Origin of the sequence: Pedococcus badiiscoriae (assembly GCF_013408925.1) — a bacterium.
Taxonomy (GTDB): domain Bacteria; phylum Actinomycetota; class Actinomycetes; order Actinomycetales; family Dermatophilaceae; genus Pedococcus; species Pedococcus badiiscoriae.
This window is the reverse complement of sequence record NZ_JACCAB010000001.1, coordinates 196,163-210,997: the sequence shown is the minus strand read 5'-3', so window position 1 is coordinate 210,997 and position 14,835 is coordinate 196,163. Positions and strand designations below refer to the sequence as shown.

19 protein-coding genes are annotated in these 14,835 nt (G+C 66.8%); 13 read left to right on the top strand and 6 right to left on the bottom strand.

Annotated features, from left to right (window positions below):
• Nucleotides 1-295 precede the first annotated feature (295 nt).
• From BJ986_RS01030 to BJ986_RS00975, 13 genes are all read left to right on the top strand, one after another.
• A complete protein-coding gene (locus BJ986_RS01030) occupies nt 296-511 on the top strand; it encodes a hypothetical protein (protein ID WP_179420312.1) in 216 nt (71 codons plus the stop codon).
• Nucleotides 511-1,050 (top strand): hypothetical protein, encoded by a 540-nt coding sequence (locus BJ986_RS16140; RefSeq protein WP_337794643.1) that lies wholly within the window; start codon nt 511-513, stop codon nt 1,048-1,050. The genes BJ986_RS01030 and BJ986_RS16140 overlap by 1 nt, the downstream gene beginning before the upstream one ends.
• A complete protein-coding gene (locus tag BJ986_RS01025) occupies nt 935-1,918 on the top strand; it encodes a DNA primase family protein (protein WP_238338136.1) in 984 nt (327 codons plus the stop codon). The genes BJ986_RS16140 and BJ986_RS01025 overlap by 116 nt, the downstream gene beginning before the upstream one ends.
• Before the next feature lie 88 nt (nt 1,919-2,006).
• A complete protein-coding gene (locus tag BJ986_RS01020; RefSeq protein WP_179420311.1) occupies nt 2,007-2,210 on the top strand; it encodes a hypothetical protein in 204 nt (67 codons plus the stop codon).
• Nucleotides 2,207-2,461: a hypothetical protein gene (locus BJ986_RS01015; protein WP_179420310.1), complete on the top strand. Its 255-nt coding sequence runs from the start codon at nt 2,207-2,209 to the stop codon at nt 2,459-2,461. The genes BJ986_RS01020 and BJ986_RS01015 overlap by 4 nt, the downstream gene beginning before the upstream one ends.
• A gap of 306 nt (nt 2,462-2,767) precedes the next feature.
• On the top strand, nt 2,768-3,217 hold the full coding sequence (locus BJ986_RS01010) for a helix-turn-helix domain-containing protein (RefSeq protein ID WP_179420309.1): 450 nt from the start codon (nt 2,768-2,770) through the stop codon (nt 3,215-3,217).
• Nucleotides 3,218-3,249: 32 nt separating this feature from the next.
• Entirely contained in the window at nt 3,250-3,768 is a 519-nt protein-coding gene (locus BJ986_RS01005; RefSeq protein ID WP_179420308.1) for a hypothetical protein, read from the top strand.
• A gap of 184 nt (nt 3,769-3,952) precedes the next feature.
• The gene (locus tag BJ986_RS01000; RefSeq protein WP_179420307.1) at nt 3,953-4,327 is read left to right on the top strand and encodes a hypothetical protein; all 375 of its coding nucleotides are present in this window, start codon (nt 3,953-3,955) and stop codon (nt 4,325-4,327) included.
• 638 nt (nt 4,328-4,965) lie between these two features.
• Nucleotides 4,966-8,883, top strand: coding sequence for a transglycosylase SLT domain-containing protein (locus BJ986_RS00995; RefSeq protein ID WP_179420306.1), 3,918 nt, complete (start codon nt 4,966-4,968; stop codon nt 8,881-8,883).
• Between the two features lie 51 nt (nt 8,884-8,934).
• Nucleotides 8,935-9,111: a hypothetical protein gene (locus BJ986_RS00990; protein ID WP_179420305.1), complete on the top strand. Its 177-nt coding sequence runs from the start codon at nt 8,935-8,937 to the stop codon at nt 9,109-9,111.
• Nucleotides 9,108-9,794 carry a hypothetical protein gene (locus tag BJ986_RS00985; protein ID WP_179420304.1) on the top strand — a complete coding sequence of 229 codons (687 nt, stop codon included), beginning with the start codon at nt 9,108-9,110 and terminating at the stop codon, nt 9,792-9,794. Before BJ986_RS00990 ends, BJ986_RS00985 begins: the two co-directional genes overlap by 4 nt.
• Nucleotides 9,795-10,118: 324 nt before the next feature.
• On the top strand, nt 10,119-10,970 hold the full coding sequence (locus tag BJ986_RS00980) for a GAF domain-containing protein (RefSeq protein ID WP_179420303.1): 852 nt from the start codon (nt 10,119-10,121) through the stop codon (nt 10,968-10,970).
• A 675-nt stretch (nt 10,971-11,645) separates the two neighbouring features.
• A complete protein-coding gene (locus BJ986_RS00975; RefSeq protein ID WP_179420302.1) occupies nt 11,646-12,143 on the top strand; it encodes a hypothetical protein in 498 nt (165 codons plus the stop codon).
• A gap of 73 nt (nt 12,144-12,216) precedes the next feature.
• Here BJ986_RS00975 and BJ986_RS00970 read toward each other — a convergent pair whose 3' ends face one another.
• The 6 genes from BJ986_RS00970 to BJ986_RS00945 all read right to left on the bottom strand — a co-directional run bounded on the left by BJ986_RS00970 (nt 12,217) and on the right by BJ986_RS00945 (nt 14,457).
• Entirely contained in the window at nt 12,217-12,426 is a 210-nt protein-coding gene (locus BJ986_RS00970; protein WP_179420301.1) for a helix-turn-helix domain-containing protein, read from the bottom strand.
• A 204-nt stretch (nt 12,427-12,630) separates the two neighbouring features.
• A complete protein-coding gene (locus BJ986_RS16845; protein ID WP_179420300.1) occupies nt 12,631-12,930 on the bottom strand; it encodes a DUF2510 domain-containing protein in 300 nt (99 codons plus the stop codon).
• Between the two features lie 130 nt (nt 12,931-13,060).
• On the bottom strand, nt 13,061-13,309 hold the full coding sequence (locus tag BJ986_RS00960; RefSeq protein ID WP_179420299.1) for a hypothetical protein: 249 nt from the start codon (nt 13,307-13,309) through the stop codon (nt 13,061-13,063).
• A gap of 249 nt (nt 13,310-13,558) precedes the next feature.
• Nucleotides 13,559-13,765: a helix-turn-helix domain-containing protein gene (locus tag BJ986_RS00955; RefSeq protein WP_202881152.1), complete on the bottom strand. Its 207-nt coding sequence runs from the start codon at nt 13,763-13,765 to the stop codon at nt 13,559-13,561.
• A 63-nt stretch (nt 13,766-13,828) separates the two neighbouring features.
• Nucleotides 13,829-14,059 carry a MerR family transcriptional regulator gene (locus BJ986_RS00950; RefSeq protein WP_179420297.1) on the bottom strand — a complete coding sequence of 77 codons (231 nt, stop codon included), beginning with the start codon at nt 14,057-14,059 and terminating at the stop codon, nt 13,829-13,831.
• Entirely contained in the window at nt 14,056-14,457 is a 402-nt protein-coding gene (locus BJ986_RS00945; protein ID WP_179420296.1) for a hypothetical protein, read from the bottom strand. The genes BJ986_RS00950 and BJ986_RS00945 overlap by 4 nt, the downstream gene beginning before the upstream one ends.
• Between the last annotated feature and the right edge of the window lie 378 nt (nt 14,458-14,835).

The window sequence follows — 14,835 nt, the reverse complement described above, 5'->3', positions numbered from 1 at the left end:
CGCCGCCTAAAGAAGTGCGGCCCGGCGCGGGAGCCGGGCCGACACATGAGGATTCAGTCGCTGACCTCTACCTCGATTCAAGAGTAATCGACCTAGACGCTATCCACCACGCGTGGATCGTAGGGTTTCGGCAGGGCTATGACCTAGGTCGCCAGCACGCGTCCGAGGACATGGCTCGCGCGTTGTTGCACGAGCAGGCCGCCGTCATGGCCGGCACGGCTGTCGCGACCGCTACGGCCAACCACGGTCCGGGCTGGGCAAGCGCCATCCGCCAGCAGGCCGAGGCGGTGGGCTCATGACTCGGCACGTCGCCATCTATCGCACCGACTCGCCCAGGTACCGGCTGCTGCGAGGTCCGCTCAAGCGCTGGCTCGCCGAGCACCGCATCCCGGGCCTATGGACTCCGAGGCTGCGGGGCTTTCAGGTGCGCTCCGAGCGCATCCCTGATGCAGTGGCGATGCTCGAGGCCGAAGGCTCCCGTGTCCACCTCTACGAGCGGGAGGCGGTCTGATGAGCCTGCACAGTGTCAGCGCCGACCGCTACGACGAGGACGGCCGAGCCGTGTCCGGCTCGGGGGAGCAGCACTCCGGACAAGTCCGGATGGCCTACCGGCTCGCGCGCTCGCACATCGACCGCCTCCTGCACGTACACGGTCTCGGCTGGCATGTCTGGGACGGTCAGCGGTGGGCAGTCGACGATGCGGGGCATGCGCGGCGTGCGGTGCTCGACGTCCTGTCCGAGGCGCTCGCCGAGTCTGTCGGCGACAAGCAACTGCGGGCTGATGTGGCTCGGTGCGAGTCCGCAGCCGGAGTCAATGGTGTGCTCGACATTGCGTCCGCGCTCGTCGAGTTCGCTGCCACCGTGAGGGATCTCGACGCCGACCCCCCACCTATTCAACTGCGCCAATGGCACACTCGATCTACGAGCCCGCGCGCTGCGTCCGCACGACCCGCGAGACCGGCTCACGAAGGTCACACGGGGCGCATACGACTCCGACGTCGACACCAGCGTTTGGGATGGGTTCCTGGCCTCGGTGTTGCCCGACGATGATGAGCGGGCCTATCTGCAACGGGTCGTTGGACAGGCCGTGTATGGCCGCGTGCGCGAGCACCTGTTCCCCGTTTTGATCGGCAGCGGCGCCAACGGCAAGGGCACGGCCTACGGGGCGATGACCAGCGCTCTGGGCGACTACGCGACGGTCATCAATCCCGACATGCTCATGGTCCGCGACCGAGGCGGCATCGGCGGCCCGGAGATGATGACGCTCCTCGGGGCACGGCTGGTCATCGGCTCTGAGACCGAGGACGGCCGCAAGCTCGACGAGGCGACCATGAAGCGCCTTACCGGGGGAGACGAGCTCACAGCCCGACAGCTGTACCGCGAGCCGGTCACCTGGCAGCCCACACACCAGCTGCTCTACGTCACCAACGCCCTGCCGAAGGTCAAGGGCAACGACCCTGCCGTGTGGCGACGCATCCGCGTCGTCCCGTTCGGCGTCGTGGTTCCAGTGGAGGACCGCGACCCGGCGCTGCCCGAGCGGCTGGCCCTGCACGCCGACGCGGTGCTCTCTTGGGTCATCTGCGGGTACTTCGACTACGAGGACAACGGCGGCATGCGTGAGCCGTCCTCAGTGCTCCACGCAACCGGCGCCTACCGGGCCGACAGCGACGCCGTGGCCCGCTTTGTGGATGAGCGGTGCTTCACCTCACCCGTGGCGCAGGCATCGACGCGCGACCTGTATGGCGCCTGGCAGCGCTGGGCGCTCGAGGACGCCGCCGAACCGATGTCCGAGAAGGCATTCGCCAGGGAACTCGACCGCCTCGGCTACGAGGCCACCAAGACGCGGATTGGCATGCGCCGCAAGGGTCTCAGTGTCCTCGATGAGGACGCCGCAACGGGGGGCGGTGAAGGGTGGTGAAGGGTCTATGTAAACCCCCTGCATGTACGGGTAAAGGGAAAGTTCGCATTAACCCTGCACCACCCTTCACACGAGCACGGGTGCCGTCATGAGCGGCACCGACAAGCCCGCGCCATTGATGCCCAAAGCGGATCGGGTCTGGATCGTCCGATGGGTCCGCGAGGACGGCTCAGAGACTCGTCACCGGACGTATCTGCGCCGGCACCCGGCTGAGCGGTTCATCGCGGCCTTGCTCGAGGACGGACGCGACGCGGCCATGTTCTCGAGCGCCACAGCGCGGGAGACGTCGTGAGCGCCAACGAGCGTCTGCTCCTGGCGCTGACCGAGCTCGCCGCCCGGGACAAGGCCACACCCTGCCAGGGCCGCCGTTCGGCTCGCTGGACGAGCGACAGCCACGACGACCTCGAATGGGCGTCGTGGCACTGCTCCTCCATGTCCTGCCCGGTCCTGGAGGAGTGCGGAGCCGCCGCCGACGAGGACCACATCAAGCATTTCGTGTGGGGCGGACGTATCCGCTCACCTAAGCCCAGGAGCGCAGCATGAGCGAGGAGAACCCCACGGAGACGCCCGCCGACGTGCCGACGCTGGGAGCCGGCCGCTATCGGTGCCGCCCCCACTACCGGCCCGTGTCGTGGAGGGGTACCGGCTGCCCGGAGTGCGACGCGGACATGGTGCGACCACTTCGGCGGCGCCGCCTTGCCGCCCCTGAGGCTGAGGGCGACCCGAGATGGGTCCTCCAATGATCTTGGGCAATGGCTCAACGCTGGCCGAGGTGGCGCGGTCTGTCGCGACCTCCCGCGCTACCGCGGATCTGGGTACGTGCCCGAGCTTGCGGGCGAGGAGGGCCTCGTGAGCACAGAGGTCCGTGTGGACGTCGCCCCGGACGTCATGATCGCTGGGGACACGCTGCTCATCCGGGGGGCGACCGCCCGGGAGCTCTTCGCCGTCCTGGTCCTCGGGATGAAGGCGGCGTATCGCGACAACGGCACCGCCCCCTCCCCGCGTGTGCAGAAGGCAGTGGCAGGCCTGAAGACGGTGGCAAACATCGCGCGCGCCTCCCTCGAAGACGATCGCGGCGAACATCCGAACGTTCGCTCAAGGCCGCTTCGTGGATCGTTACTGGCGGAGGAGCGGCTCGGCACATCGGAGGTGGCGCACATGCTCGGCTATTCAGAGGTGCATGTGCGCCGCCTGGCCACCTCGCTCGGCGGGTACAAGCCGCCCCGGGGGGCTTGGGTCTTCTCCAAAGCCGCCATCGAGGCCTACCTCATCGAGCGAAACCAGCAGGAGTCAGCATGAGCCTTACGACCATCACGATCCCAGTCGGCAGCATGGGCACGACCAAGCTGGAGATTGACCCGTGGGCCAGTAACCCGCTTGTTGACGGCTTCACCGCCAAGAACCCGACCATCGTCAAGGCGGCACTGGCGGAGCGCCCGGCGCCTACCTTGTTCACAAACTGGGACCTGCCGCCGTTCACCGCCTCGGGCGTGGACCCACAGTTCCTGATGTGGCTGCCCTTCGGCTGCCGGCATTACGCCGCCAGCGAACCCCGCCCCGCGGCGGTGCTCCAGCTCATCGAGGAATCCGGCCGTGATCCTGACGCCTCAGTCGACAGCGACGGGCTCAACGACTACCTGCGCCGCGTCGTCGACTGGATCACCGGGCGTGGCGTGGACCCCGAGCTGCAAGCCAGCCAGGCCGCACACGCCACGTACGACCAGATCTTCGGCGAGGCCGAGGCTGCGGACGCTGCCCGTCGGTTCGAGCAGAACAAGGCACAGGCCGACCTGCTGGCCATGAAGACGCGCACCGGGGCGTACGCCGACCCCGGACGCGCCACCCGATGACACAGGAGTTTGGGGTGACCTCCAGTCCCGGCGTCTTGTCGCCTCACAAGTCTCCGGTCGACGCAGGCCGCCTAGGCACCCTGGGGGGGACCCCGATCGACGCCACCCGCCTCGCCGTCCCGTATAGCGCCAGCCAGTTTGCATGCATCTTCGCTCCCGTTTTTCAGCCCCGGCCGGGTGCCCGATGAGCGGGAAAGCGCAGCCGACGCCCGCTGGACTCGGGCCGCGGGGGCGTCGTTTGTGGCGCGCCGTGGCCGCCGAGATGGAGCTTCGACCCGACGAGGTGCTCGTGCTCGAGCACGCAGCTCGCACCGTCGACCTCCTGGCCCGGATCGACGAAGCGCTGGTCAGCGCCCCGCTCACGGTCAAGGGCAGCATGGGGCAGATCGTCGAGCATCCGCTGGTGTCGGAGTCCCGTGCCCAGCGCGCCACCCTTGCGAGGCTCCTGGCGCAGCTGAAGCTGCTCGATAGCGACGACGCCCGAGTCGTGGCCGTGGCCGGGAGGCGCACCTCGAGGGCTCGTGCCGCGGCGCAGGCCAGGTGGCAGCCCAGTGCGTAGGAAAAGGCCGATCGAAGTCGAATGCGAGCCAAAACTGGTCACTTTCGAGGCAGATCAGTGGCCGGCGCAGTCGCCCATCCACTCCTGGCTGAAGTGGTTGGGCGCTCGGGCGGACTTCGCTGATGCCCACGACCTCGACCACGACGTGGTCCCTTACAACGTGGACGCCGCCCAGTGGGCCGAGGTGCTGCGGAGCATCGCCGCCCCCCATGTGTCGACCGGGCAGGTGGGCACACGATGAGGCGGCGTTCACGACAGGCGAGCCCCTATCCGGCCGAGGTCGACGTCGTCCGGCACATGGTCGACTCGGTCACCTCACCCACCTATGAGCCGTCTGCCTGGCTTCGTGAGCGCATGGCCCGACGCGTATGGGAGCTCGAGCACGAGGGGCACGGGCAGAGCCCGTTCGGGCGCACCGTCGCTCCGTCAGTCATCGTGCGGCCGCTCGGTGAGGCGCACTCTCCCGGCGAGGGGACTCGCGAGGACCGGACGTGCGACCGGTGCGGCAACTACTCCCCGCCTGGTCTGCGCTTCCACCCTCTAGTGCTCAACCCCGTCCCATGGCTCCTGCTCTCGGGCGGACTCTGCCACGCCTGCCACTGCCTCGAGTGCCCCACCTGCAACGGAGGTGCGTCCCGTTGATCTCCGTCGGAAGTGTGGCCGTCGACATCGTCCCCTCGGCGCAGAAGTTCGCGACCGAGCTGCGGGCGCAGATCGTCCCGCAGGCCGACCGTATCGGGCGGGACATCGGCGCGGTCCTCGCCGACCAGATCGCCAAGGGCATCAGGGATGGTCTCGGCGGCGGTTTCGCCGGCGCGAGCCAGAAGGCTGGTGCGGAGGGCGCGCGTTCCGGTGGGGCGTTCGCGGACTCGTTCCGCGCCAAGGTTGCCGCCGCGCTGAAGGCGCTGCCCGAGGCGAAGATCACCGCCGACTCCACTGAGGCCGAACGCAAGGTCGCCGAACTCCGTGCCCAACTGCTCGAACTGTCGGACAAGCGGGTCGGCGTTGACATTTCGGCCGCTGAGGCGACCGCGAAGATCGACGAGATCAAGACCCGGCTTGACGAGCTCGGAGCTCGCTCCCCCGACGTGCGCGTCAAGGTCGACGTGGCTCGCGCGTCCGCCGAACTGGCGGCGTTCCGGGCCGAGATCGACGCAGTCGGCAGCAGCGAGGCACTCGACAACGTTGGGGCGCAGGCAGCTGGCGCAGAGAGTGGCATCAGTGGCCTCGCGGTGGCTGGTGTCGCGCTCGCCCCTGCCATCGTCCCCGCTGCTGCTGCTGCGGCTGGCGCGGTGGCAGCGATCGGCGCGTCTGCTGGTGCTGTCGTCGCCGCGCTCGGTGTGGTCATGCTCGCCCTGAAGCCGGTCTTCGGTGCTGTCGGTGCGCTGAACACGGCGGCTGGACAGTCGGCTCAGAACGCGGTGGCGGTGCAGTCAGCAGCGGCTCAGGTTGCGTCGGCTGAGCGGGGCCTGACGAACGCTCGCGCTGCGGCTGCGTCGCAGGCGATCAACTCCGCGCAGGCTGTCGCTAGCGCCCGCCGTGGTGTCGCTGACGCTGAGGTCCAGGCGTCACAGTCTGTGCAGTCGGCGCTCCTGCAGGTCCACACGGCTGAGGAGGGGCTGGCTAACGCGCAGTGGGCTGAGCGCACCGCACAGCTGGCTCTCATTGACGCGCGTCAGGCGGCGCAACGGCAGCTTGAGGATTACTCCCATCAGTTGGCTGATGGCGCGCTCGCGCAGCGTCAGGCCGCGCAGGCTGTGGAGCAGGCGCAGATCGTCCTGCAGAACACCCTGCTCAACGGTGGCTCGTCCCCGCTGCAGAAGGACCAGGCGCAACTCGCCTACGACCAGGCGGTGCAGCAGCAGAAGGACCTCGCGCTTCAGCAGTCCCGACTTCAGGCGGACGCGGCGAAGGCGAACCGTCTGGGTGTTGAGGGTTCCAAGGTTGTTGTGGACGCGCACCACCAGGTGGCTCAGGCCGCGCAGGGTGTGACGGACGCGCAGAAGAACCTCACGAACGCCCAGCAGAACGCGTCCCTGGCTCAGGCGAGGGCAGTCGAGTCGGTCACGAAGGCGCAGGAGGCACTGTCGTCGGCGATCCGGGCGCAGGCTGACCAGCAGCGCACCGCTGCGGCGTCGATCATCTCGGCTGAGGCTGCGGTGGCTGCGGCTCACCGTGCGTCCGGTCAGGCTGGTGCGGCGTCGGCGAACGCGGTGGCTCAGGCGTTCAAGGGCCTTTCCCCGATCGGCGCCCAGTTCGCCCACTTCATCTTCGGCCTCAAGGGCGCGTTCACGAGCCTGTCCGAGGCCGCACAGAACGGCTTCCTGCCCGGTGTTGAGGCTGGGATCAAGGCGCTGCTGCCGATGCTGCCTGGCCTGACCGGGTTCGTGGGGGCGCTGGCCAAGACGATGGGTGACCTGTTCCTGTCGGCGTCGAAGGCGTTGGGTGGCCCGTTCTGGTCCCAGTTCTTCAAGTTCCTGTCGAAGAACCTCGGCCCATGGCTGGTGACGACCGCTCAGATCTTCGGCCAGTGGGCCACGGGCTTCGCGGCCATGTTCCAGGCGTTCGCCCCGGTCGCCTCGGCGTTCCTCGGCATGTTCCTCCAGATGGCCACCGGGTTCGCCCAGTGGGCTCAGCAACTCTCGCAGTCCAGCGGCTTTCACCAGTTCATGCAGTACCTCATCGACAACGGTCCCGCCATCGGTGGGCTGCTGCTGGACCTCGGCAAGGCGTTCGCGAGCATCCTCGTCGCGCTGGCCCCGCTCGGCCCGGTGATCGTGACCGTGGTCGACACGCTCCTTCAGTTCATCGCTGGCGTGTCACCGGAGGTCTTGGGTGCGATCGCTGCTGGCATCGCCGCGATCTTCGTCGCCATCGCTCTTGGCACCGAGGGTGCAGCCCTCCCGCTCACCGCGATCGTGATCAGTCTCGTCGGCCTCGGGGTCGTCATCACGAACCTGTGGAAGCATAACGAGACCCTCCGCCGCGTCGTGACCGAGGTCTGGACCCACGTTCGCGACTTCATCAGCAGCGCGTGGAAGGGCTACATCAAGCCTGCGCTCGAGGCCATGTGGGGCTGGATCAACGACAAGATCATGCCCGTCGTCCGCGAGCTGTGGCAGAACGTGGTCAAGCCCGCGTTCACCGAGATCGGGCAGATCATCTCCCTGGCGTGGAAGAACGTCATCCGCCCGATCTTGGGGCTGTGGTGGGACTACCTCCAGAACGTGCTCGGCCCGGTCATCAAGTGGCTGCTGAACAACGTCGTGGCACCGTATTTCAAGGCCATGGGCGCGGTCATCGAGACCGTCTGGAAGTACGTCATCAAGCCGTCACTCGACATGCTGAAGCTGGAACTGCAGGCGCTGCCGGGCATCTTCTCAGCGGTCACGTCGGCGATCGAGTCGGTGTGGAACAACTTGCCCAAGATCATCACCGGGCCGATTAACCTCGTTCTGTCGTTCGTGCGGGACAACTTCATCAAGCCGCTGAACCAGATGCTCAAGGCTGTCGGCGTCTCATTCCAGGTGCCATGGCCCAGCAACATCACCGCACCTGCCTGGCCGGGTGGTGGGTCTGGTGGTCACTCGACGAAGGGTGGCACCACATCGTTCGCCGTGGGCGGCTACACCGGCCCTGGTGGCAAGTACAAGCCTGCGGGCATTGTCCACGCCGGCGAGGTGGTGTTCTCTCAGGAGGACGTGGCCGCGCACGGTGGGCCTGCCGCGGTGGAGGCTATGCGCAGGTTCCGTGGGTACGCGGGCGGCGGCATCGTCAGCGACGTCGCTGGGTTCCTCAGCAACGCCGGGTCGTTCCTGTCCAACCCGCTGAGTGCGGTCAAGCACCTGCTTGGCTCCATCCTTGGTGGCCTCGGGTCGAACCTGTGGGCGTCCACCGCGGTGGGTGCTCTGGGCAAGCTGGACCTCGTGTCGCTGTTCGGTGGCGGCGCGTCGGCCAAGGCTGCTGCCCCGTCCGGGTCTGGTGTGGGGAGGTGGGCGTCGACCGTGAGCGCGGCACTGCTCGCCAACGGTGTCACCCCGAGCACGTCGCTCATCAACGCGTGGTTGCGGCAGATCGCCACCGAGTCTGGTGGTAACCCGAACATCATCCAGCAGATCCACGACATCAACTCGGGCGGCAACGAGGCGCGCGGTCTGGTGCAGGTCATCCCGTCCACGTTCGGGGCGTACGCCCTGCCGGGGCATCACAACATCTTCAACGGCCTCGACAACCTCATGGCGGGCATCCACTACGCCCTGTCACGTTACGGGCTGGCGAACATGACCAACGTCATCGGTCAGGGCCACGGGTACTCCGGTGGTGGCTTGGTTGCGCCCGTGTTCGACTCTGGCGGCATTCTGGCGCCGGGGCTGAACGTGGTCGACAACCGCACGGGCGGCCCTGAGCACCTGGTCCCCGTCGGCAACGGTGGTGGGACGGTGACCTTGTCCCGGTCCAGCATCCAGGCGTTGGCGGCTGAAATGTCCAACGTCACCCTGCGTCCGACGATCTCGGCTGGCAGTGTTGACCGAGCAGTGGGCGGGGGTCTGCGATGAGTGGGCCGAACACGCATGCTCTCGACTCCGACGATCCAAAGGACCGATGACATGCACAAACTGCGAGCCTTCCTGACGTGCACCGCCCTCGTCCTCGTGGCCGAGCGACGCGTCGCCCAGCTCGCCCGCCGCAAGGCACGCGGCGAGAACGTCGATGCAGAGCTTCCGGCCATCCAAGCGCTGCTCGACCGGGCCGAATGCATCGTCGAAAAGGCGGTGTCCGCGTGAGCGCACTACCGGAGCCCGTGAAGCGGCTCTCCGACCGCATTTACGCCATCGAGGAACAGGCGCGGGCGCTGGTCAACCGCAACCCATTCTTCGGCACAGGCATCCACCCCACCGGTCATGGTGGCATGGCGTCCGACGCCTTCGATGGCGACATCGACACGGGCAACGCTGGCACGACCGGCTGGGCGTTCAACAACCAGAAGGTTGCGATCGGCGAGCTCATCCTGCGACCCGGCATCGTAGGCAACGACGCACTGACGAACCCTGTTGCGGCAGGGGCGATCTACGGCTCGCTGACGAACTTCTCGCTGTCCACGACGCTGACCAACATCAAGACGATCACCTTGACCGTGCCCCCCGGGTTCACCCAGGCGGCAATCTCCGTGGTCGCGCGCGTCTACGCGATCAACCCACACACGAGCGGAGGGTACGACGGCCTCGGCGGTGACTACCTCTACTCGCAGGCGAACATCGCCGGATACAACGGGTACGCACTACCCCTGGCCGTGTCCGGCTCCGGCGGCTCCGGCACCGGAATCAGCCCGTTCAGCACCGTGCTGCCCGGCCTCACCGGGGGCGGGTCGGTGTTGGTCCAAATCGCGGCTTCGACCAGCTACTTCAGCTGGGCCGCCAACACCAGCAACACCGCCGAGGTATCCGGCTCCGTGCAGTGGTTCCGCTGACCCCGAAGGAACGTCATGCCCGACAACACCCCACCGCCTCCGATCCCCGGCAATGGTCCCGAGATCGCAGGCTCGCCCTGGCTCCTCGAGCCCTCTCCGGCTACCGAACCCCCGGCAGCGGGGGTGCAGCGGCCGTGAACCGGGGGGCCTGGTCCTACCTGTGGGGCGCAGTGTCGATTCCGCTAGACCCTCGGCGCTCCCCGCGGAACCACGGGAAAGGGGGGCGGGGAGCATCGAGATCCCACGACGGGAGGAAACGGACGCTAGCGAAGCATCTGCGGGCCCTTGGCCCCAAAATGGTCGATCGTGCCCTAACGTCCCAGCATGGGGACGTGGATTGGGCACTACTGGCCCGAGACGATCGCCGCCTTGGCGACCATTGGGGTGCTGATCATCGGGCGGCTGCGGCGGCTAGTCTTGCGATTCAATCGGTGGTGGTACAGCAGTACTGCCGGCTGGGTTACCAAGTCGGTGCCTGTAGTCGCTGCCTCCGCGGCTGTGGCTGTACAGGTGGTAGTCGGCAACGAGCAGATGCCCGCATTGGCCCACGGCGCCCTGGTGGCGGCCCTGTTGACGGCGATCGCCGTCATTCCGCCAGTGCTCGAGCAAGCTACGGCCGAACGCGTGGCAGACGAAGCGATAGAAAGGATCACCCATGACTTCAATCGCACCCTTTTGCCCTTGAGCGCCGCCGTCCGTGACTACACCGAAGCGAACGGAGGGCGCAAGAGTGAGCTGCGGGGCTCAGCGCTCGTTGTCGCACTGGCAGCGGCTAGCTCGCTGATGGGGGGCAGTGACATTCGCGCAATCTGCTATCACGCGAGTGGCTCGAAGCCGGCCCGAACCCTCAGGCCTGTGCACACGCTGGGGCGGAGCGACGAGGCATCTCGGACGTTCGATGAGCAGACACAAGTAGGGGCGGAAGTCTTCGACTATCTGGACGCTCGTAGGGTCCGCTTCTGTCGCAGTATCGAGGAGGACCCTACGCTGGGGTACCAGGCGTCAGCCGACGCGCCCATCTGGAAGTCCTTCGTTTCAGCTCCCGTCGTCGTGCATAGCGACGTCGTTGGCATGGTGACGGTCGATTCCAAGCTGGAGCGAGATTTCAACCAAGACGAAGATCCGTACCTGTTGCAGACCATCGCCAACCTGCTTGCTGTCACATGGAAGGCGTAGCATCGTGAGCGAGGTTCAGGAGGCATCCTTGTCCGAAAAGGAGCCCGTCGTTCGTTCGGGCGATACCGCCACGTCATTTGACGGAGTCGGCATGTCGGGAGAACTCCTGAGGGTTCTGGACGTTACATCTGGCAGTGTGGGTGTAGTCCTTCGAGAGGAGACGTTGTGCGGGTCGTAGACATCGAGATTTCAGACGCGCTGGTGCGTGACATCGTGAAGGACCCCGAGGCCTACGTCGAGGAGACCAGGCGCCGCACAAAGAGCCGAGCCAAGAACACGCGCCTAGAGATTCTTCAGACCGTGGGGGCTTCCAAGTCGCCCGCTACGGACGAGCGCCAGCCAGCCTAGGACGCCACGTCACGACAGCACCCCATCTCATACCTCGAGCGGGCGTGCTGTCTTGATGTCGAGAGACTGTCCAGTCTCGGAACTTGCGGTACGTGGCTATGAACCCCTCCCTTACCGCACGCGCACCGTCCTCCTCGAGCCCCAAACCCCAGGCCAGTACAGGGGTGTATCGGCTGGCAATCACGCGGCCCGAGAGAGGCCCGAGGGCACAACTGGTCCGCCAGACGGACATCGTCGGTACTACCGCGTAACGTCGGGCCATCACGCACTCGCGGCCCCGACCGCCATCCGTTGGTCGGGGCCGCGCGCGGAATCGAGGGGAAGCAAATGGAGTACGACGAAACGCAGGTGCGGGACGCAATCGCTGCGGTTCGGGTGGGTGGGCAGACGCCGCCAAGGCTCGTCTATGAGGCTCTGGTAAGCCTCACATCCGGCAGGTCGCTCGAGCTTCCGGTCGCGACAATGACGAAGGCCGACGGCCACGTCCATTGGCGCGTCCTGGCCTTGGTCGGCGACGCATTGGTGTCCGTTCATGGCGAGCATGAAGGGGTCGAGTGGACCTTTGGGTCGGAGCCCGATGACTCACGGCAGGGCGTCCTGCGAGAAGCGCGAGTTGTGCGCCTGGATGAGGTTGTAGCCTGCCACGTCACAGGAACCGAGGCGGCGCCGACATATGGCTTCCAAACGGCGTCACTGTACGAATGGATCCCCTCGTGGGCGATCTCTCTGCGCGACGGCTCCCGCATCGAGATCCCGCAGACGGACCGCACGCACGATGTGGCTGCATCAATTGCCGCCAAGCTCCGCGCGAGACTCGCGGGCTAGGAGGGCTGACACAGACAGAGGGGGAGATGTCTTGGCGCCCAGTCGCAGGGAGAACGCCGCGCAGTCGGTACACCTAGTCGACGTAGTCGGGCAGCGAATCGATCCAGGTCTTGAGGCCGTCGACCGGGACGAGCACCCGTCTGCCCCGGCGCTTTGCAGGCAACTCACCGCGGTTGATGGCCTGACGGAGCTCATACTCCGAGAGGCCCGTCAGGCCCGAGGCCTCCTTGACGCTGACCGCGATGGGCTCCTCGCTGCTGCCGAATCGGATCGTTGTGCTCATGGGCAGTTACGGTAGGGGCAGAGCCCAGGCTACGGCGGCAAGACACCGCGCCCACCTCGATCATGTGGACGGGAGCTCAGCCCCGGCGCACGCGCGTTCCAAGGCCCGCGGATGGGCGCACGCAGGGACCCCGAGCAGCGTGCTGTTCTCGTCAGTCGAGACCGACCGCGACCCACCGCAGCCTGTTCCGCCCACGACTCCGGTCTAGCGCCCGGCGTTACGGAGCGCCTGACGCCGCGCCCTAGCGTTGGACTGGGCGTTGCTAAACGCGACCAATGCCCAGACTGGTGTCCATAGCCCGAACGTCAAAATGCTCATCAGCAGATGGAACACATGGTTCGTCTGAATCCGATCCGACGGACCCGCGATGACGACGCGCTGCACGATCGGCTGTGCCACCGGGGCTGGATCTGGTGTGAAGTGCTCCGTCCACGCCTGCCCATCCCAGTAGCGCTGTCCCCCACGCACCGGATACCAGCCTGGTGAGGCTCCCTGCTCTCCCATCCACTCAGGATGACATCAGCGGTGGGAGGGTGAGGGCGAAACCTGACGAAGTGGGGCCGTGTGAGGACTACGCGCCTCCATCGCCAGTTCAACCCTCGCAGTGGGCCCGAGTCTGGGACTTTCGGTTTCCCTATCGAAACAGCGCGATGACCGACACGAGTAGCGCGAGCACGGAGGCCGCTGCGCTCACGACGGAAAGCCACGCCGCGGCACGAGCTAGTTTCTCGCTGCTTTCAGCAGCGCGCACGAAGTCACGACGCTGCAGCTCCTCGAGGTAGTAGTCGACCCCAACCATCGTGTGCGGGGCCACCTCGTCATGCAGGCGGACCAGGTCCACCTCATCCGTCGCCCTGCGAAGGTCTGCAATCTTGAAAGACATAACCCAAGACGTTAGGGCAAAGGATCAACCAGCCGCGCGGCGGCATTTGCGCCTTACGCTCACTTGTGAGTTCACAACGTGCCGTCGATGTGGCGCTGCGGTCGCCGACTCGGATCGCCACGCGAGGTGGCACAAGAAGTTGGAGGGGACGAGCGAGCCTGACGCGGGGAGCCCGGGTGAGGTCGAGTGATCGTGATGGACTGAACTAGGACAGCACCCGCTCACTTTGAGCGCGGGTGCTGGCTTGGTTCACAAGGCGCGCCGCCGGCGCTGGCGGGGCTTGGCGCGGTTCGCCTGAGACTCGACATAGGCAACGAGGTCTTCTTCCTCGATGAGCCAGCGGCCGGCGATCTTGGCAGCGCGGAGGCCACCGGGTGCCATGACAAGCGTCCGCACGGCCCACTCGCTGCAGCGGAGGCGTTCTGCCACTTCGGGAATGGTGAGTAGTAGGTCCACGTCAGGAAGTAGACAGCACCCCCGCTCAGAACTGAGCGGGGGTGCTGTTTCTGGGTCGAGCGATCAGCCGGCAGGCGCCGTGGACTCTTGCTCGATGCCAGGGAGGGCGGACACCCACGCCTGCAGCTCATCGACGAGGATCACGAACCGCTTGCCCAGCCTGTGGCACGGGAGGCTGCCCTTGCTGATCGCCACACGGATCTCGTACTCCGGGAAGGCGGTGAGCAGGGCTGCCTCGCGGACGGCGACGCTGATGGGCGCTACGGTCTGCGTTGCCGTAGCCGTGGCGCTCATCGGGTCGCCTCCTTCCGCGCCGCTACGGGGATCGCCACGGTCATCAGGCGATCTGCTGACTTCCGGTGGATGCCCGCCTCGCCGTTCCACCACGCCTCGACGGCAGCGGCCGGGAGCCCTGCTTCGTCGGCGAGATCCGCCGCTGTGACGAACTCGCCCATGACGCGTGCGAAGCCGGCCCCCGTCTCGGAGGAGCTCTCCAGGTTGGCGTAGTACGTGAGCATGCGACTCAGTTCGCGCGCCTGCTCGGTTGTGATGGTCGTGGCGCGTGACTTGATGCCGCAGTAGGCCCGCAGCTCGCCGAGGTTGATCTGTCCGTCTTCCGTGAGGAAGACCTGCTCCCAGAAGTCCGTAGTCTCGCTGACGCGCTCGGCGTCGGTGTGCCGGATGATGGTCATGGTTCGGTGCTCCTTGTTCGAGAAGGGGTGTCGATCTAGGCCCCGACTGGCGTGCAATCGCCCGTCGGGGCCGCCTTTCTTGTATAACCCCCGGCAATGAGATCCGTGGGCGTCTTGGGGGAGTTTTACCGTTCGTCTCAGGGGCACGTCGTCGTGCCGCCGCAGTAGTGCGGCCCGTTGCCGGGGATCACCGGGGGCGGGCCTGCGGGGCTCGGTGGCGTCGTCTGAGCGGGCGTCGTGCTGGTGACGGCAGGGTCAGTCGTCGACACCGCCGCGGGCGCCAGCAGTGCCGCGTGATGCGTCGTCGTCGCCGTGGCTCTGGGCGCGGTAGACGTGGTGATGGGTGCCGGCGCCGTCACCTTCGTCACGACGGTCGTG